This window comes from Micromonospora sp. M51, assembly GCF_018070305.1.
Lineage (GTDB): Bacteria > Actinomycetota > Actinomycetes > Mycobacteriales > Micromonosporaceae > Micromonospora > Micromonospora parva.
The window spans coordinates 1-3,968 of the sequence record NZ_JAGPXZ010000590.1; the positions used below are offsets into that span (position 1 = coordinate 1).

General features: G+C 72.7%; 2 protein-coding genes and 1 pseudogene. All 3 read left to right on the top strand.

All coding sequences use genetic code 11. The features are described 5' to 3' along the window. Positions 1–267, top strand: a pseudogene (locus KBX53_RS25085) (terpene synthase); the annotation flags it as partial. Then, positions 260–1,876, top strand: coding sequence for a prenyltransferase/squalene oxidase repeat-containing protein (locus tag KBX53_RS25090; RefSeq protein ID WP_210861973.1), 1,617 nt, complete (start codon positions 260–262; stop codon positions 1,874–1,876). The pseudogene KBX53_RS25085 and the gene KBX53_RS25090, both read left to right, overlap by 8 nt. 124 nt (positions 1,877–2,000) lie before the next feature. Continuing rightward, positions 2,001–3,968: nitrate- and nitrite sensing domain-containing protein (locus KBX53_RS25095; RefSeq protein ID WP_210861974.1), on the top strand; the 1,968-nt coding region annotated here is incomplete at its 3' end.

Genomic DNA, 3,968 nt, shown 5'->3' on the forward strand with positions numbered 1-3,968 from the left:
CGTGGCGTGCAGCGGGAGCTGCGGCTGGTCAACGACCTCGCCACCCAGGGGCGCGACGCCGAGTGGGGTGACCTGAACGCCCTCACGCTGGTCGACGACCCGGCGCAGGTGCACGACCGACTGGCCGAGCTGACCGCCCGGTCCCGGGGGGACCTGGCCGCCCTCGCCGAGCGCTGCCCCCGCCAGGCGGACTACCTCAACCGGCAGATCTCCTTCACCGGCGGCTTCTACCAGCTGTCGGACTTCTGGGGGGTGCGTGATGAGTGACGGTGCCACCCGGGTGTTCGTCGACGCGGCGGCCGCGGCCGACCCGGTCGCCGACGCCGCCCGCGAGCTGATCGCCGGGCTCGGCCTGCGGCCGTGGGGGCAGGTCGCCGCCTCGGTGTACGAGACCGGCCGGCTGGTCGCCGTCGCTCCCTGGCTGACCGGGCACCACCAGCGGATCGCGTTCCTGGTGCGCAGCCAACGCCCGGACGGGGCGTGGGGCCCACCCGAGGGGTACGCGCTGGCGCCGACGCTGAGCGCCACCGACGCGTTGCTCGCCGCGCTGGCCGACGGCCGGACCGGAACGGAGCTGCTCGCCCCGGTGGCCGGTGGGCTCGGCGCGCTCGCCGACATGCTGCTCCGCGCCGACGCCCGGACGCTGCCGGACACCCCCGCGTTGGACCTCATCGTTCCGGCGCTGGTCGACACGATCAACGACCGGCTCGCCGGGCTGGAGCGGGCGGTCGCCGACCGGCTGCCCCGCCCGCCGTTGCCGCTGCCCGCCGGGTTGCACCGGGACCGGCTGCGCGCGGTGCGGTCCGCGGTGGCCGCCGGAGCGACGCTGCCACCGAAGGTGGCCCACTTCTACGAGCTGCTGGACGCGGTACCGGCCGACGCCGGCCCCACCCTCACCGCGGTTGGCGCCTCACCCGCGGCGACCGCGGCCTGGCTGACCGCCGTCGGTCCGGCCGCCGGCCCCGCCGCGCACGCCTTCCTGCGGACGTTGATCCGTGACGGGGGTGGCCCGGTGCCCTGCCCGGCACCGATCACCGTCTTCGAGCGAGCGTGGGTGCTGAGCGGCCTGCGCCGCGCCGGCATCGCCGTCAACCCGCCGGCCTCCGTGCTGGAGAGCCTGACCGCCGCCACCGCCGGCCAGGGCATCGCCACCGGTGACGGCCTGCCGACCGACGCCGACACCACGTCGGTGTCCCTCGACGCGTTGGCCCGGCTCGGCCATCCGGCGGACCCGGCCAGCCTGTGGGCGTACGAGACGGCCGACGGTTTCTGCACCTGGCCGGGGGAGGACGGCTTCTCGGTCACCACCAACGCCCACGTGCTGGACGCTTTCGGCCAGCACCTGACCCGGCACCCGGGCGCGGACGCGCGCTACCGCCGGGCCGTCGACCGGCTGAGCGGGGTGCTGGCCGGGCATCAGCGCGCGGACGGCGCCTGGCAGGACCGGTGGCACGCCTCGCCGTACTACGCCACTGCCTGTTGCGTCCTGGCGCTCGCCGAGTTCGGGCGCGGTGCGGCCGCCGCCGAGGCGGTGGACCGGGCTGCTGGCTGGGTGCTGAACAGCCAGCGCCCGGACGGCTCGTGGGGGCGGTGGGACGGCACCGCCGAGGAGACCGCGTACGCCCTGCAGGTGCTGTTGGCGGTGCCGACGACGGTGCCCCGGGTCGACGACGCGGTCGCCCGTGGGCACGCCTACCTGCACGAATCCGCCACCCGGGACCACCGTCCACTGTGGTATGGCAAGGAGCTGTACTGTCCGACAGTGATCGTTCGCGCGGCGGTGCTCGCCGCCTGCCGGTTGGCCACCGATCGGGTCTCCGGCGTGGACCGATCGGTGGTGGATTGCGGTTACCAGGCTACAAAAACAACAACTTGAGGGGTTGTGTGGACACTGCTAGCGTACGCAGAGCCTCAGCCCCGGATGCCCCACCGTGGTGGGACGTCGCCCCCTCTGATCATTCGTTGATGAGCTGAGTCAACGCCCGGCCTGGGACGGTTCAATGCGTTCTCGCGGTACGAGTATCCGCACCAAGGTTGTCGCCCTGCTGCTCTCCCTGGTCGCGCTGTGGATGTTCGCGGCCTGGGTGACCCTGCGCGACGGCTTCAACCTGCTCGGTGTCCAGGTGATCAACAGCAAGGTCTACGCGCCGACCGAGCCGTTGTTGCAGGAGCTCCAGTTGGAGCGGCGGCTGACCCAGGCGTACCTGAGCAACCCCGAGGCCGCGCAGCGGACGGCGCTCGAAGCCGAGCAGCGCAAGAGCGCGGGGCTGGCCGCCGACTTCGCCGACTCGGTGCGTGACTGGCAGGTCGACATCGCCGGCAGTTCCGCACTGGACACGCAGCTCGGTCTGACGATCGCTCAGGTCAACGCGTTGGAGCAGACCCGCGCCGAGGTGCTGGACCGCAAGATCGACCGGGTCGCCGCCGCCGAGGCGTACACCTCCGCGATCGAGTCGATCTTCCAGATCTACGACGTGACCGGCAGCCTGGACGACAAGCAGATCGCCGGCGAGGCGGCAGCCCTGATCCAGCTCAACCGGATGAAGGAGCTGATCTCCCAAGAGGACGCGCTGCTCAGCGGGCTCTTCGGCAACGGCCGGATGAGCGGGCCGGAGTACGCCCGCTACGTCAGCCTGGTCGCCGCCGAGCGGTTCCTCGGCGACGAGGTCCGGACCCGCCTCGCCGACGCCGACGAGCGCCGCTTCCGGCAGCTCGTCAGCGGGGAGGCGTTCACCAGACTGCGCGCCGTACAGGACAGCATCATCCGCGAGGGCCGGCCGTCGACCCAGCTACCGATCGGCGCCGAGCAGTGGCGGGGCACCGTCGAGCCGGCGTTGACCGAGGTGAACGACGCCGTCACCGCCGGCGGTGAGGGCATCGTTGATCGAGCCACCGGCGTGGCCGTGATGGTCGTCGTCCGACTGGTGCTCGCCACCGGTCTGGGTCTGCTCGCCGTCATCGCCTCCGTCGTCATCTCGATCACCACCGCGCGGAACCTGCTGCGCCAGCTGGACCGGCTGCGGGAGGCCGCCTGGCAGCTCGCCGACGAACGGCTGCCCCGGGTGGTGGAGCGGCTCGGGCGCGGCGAGGAGGTCGACGTGGCCACCGAGGCGCCCCCGCTGGAATTCGGCACCGACGAGATCGGGCAGGTCGGTAAGGCGTTCAACGCCGTTCAGGAGACCGCGCTGCGGACCGCCGTCGAGCAGGCCGACCTGCGTCGCAACGTCCGCGAGGTCTTCCTCAGCCTGGCCCGACGCACGCAGGCACTCGTACACCGTCAGCTCACCCTGCTCGACGCGATGGAGCGCCGCGAACACGACGCGGAGGAGCTGGAGGACCTGTTCCGGGTCGACCACCTGGCCACCCGGATGCGGCGCAACGCGGAAAACCTGATCGTGCTCTCCGGCTCCACCCCCGGTCGGGCCTGGCGGCGCAACGTCCCGATGGTCGACGTGGTGCGCGGCGCCGTGGCCGAGGTGGAGGACTACACCCGGGTCAACGTGCTGCCGCTCGGGCCGGTCTCGCTCGCCGGCCGCGCGGTCGGCGACGGCATCCACCTGCTGGCCGAGCTGATCGAGAACGGCCTGTCGTTCTCCCCGCCACACACGACCGTCGAGGTCCGCGGCCAGCTGGTCTCCAACGGGTTCGCCCTCGAGATCGAGGACCGGGGCCTCGGCATGAGCGAGGAGGACCTGGCCGCGGCGAACCACCGGATCGTCGACCAGTCCGAGCTGAACCTCGCCAACGCCGCCCGCCTCGGGCTCTACGTGGTGAGCCGGCTGACCGAACGGCACGGCGTGCGGGTCCGGCTCAAGGAGTCCGCGTACGGGGGCACCACGGCGGTCGTGCTGATCCCGCTGGAGCTGGTCACCGAGGCCGACGCCTCCCCGGAGGACTCGGGCTCGTTCCGGCCCGGTTCGGCCATCCCGATGCCGTCGACGCCGGCCACGGAGAGCGGCAGCCCAACC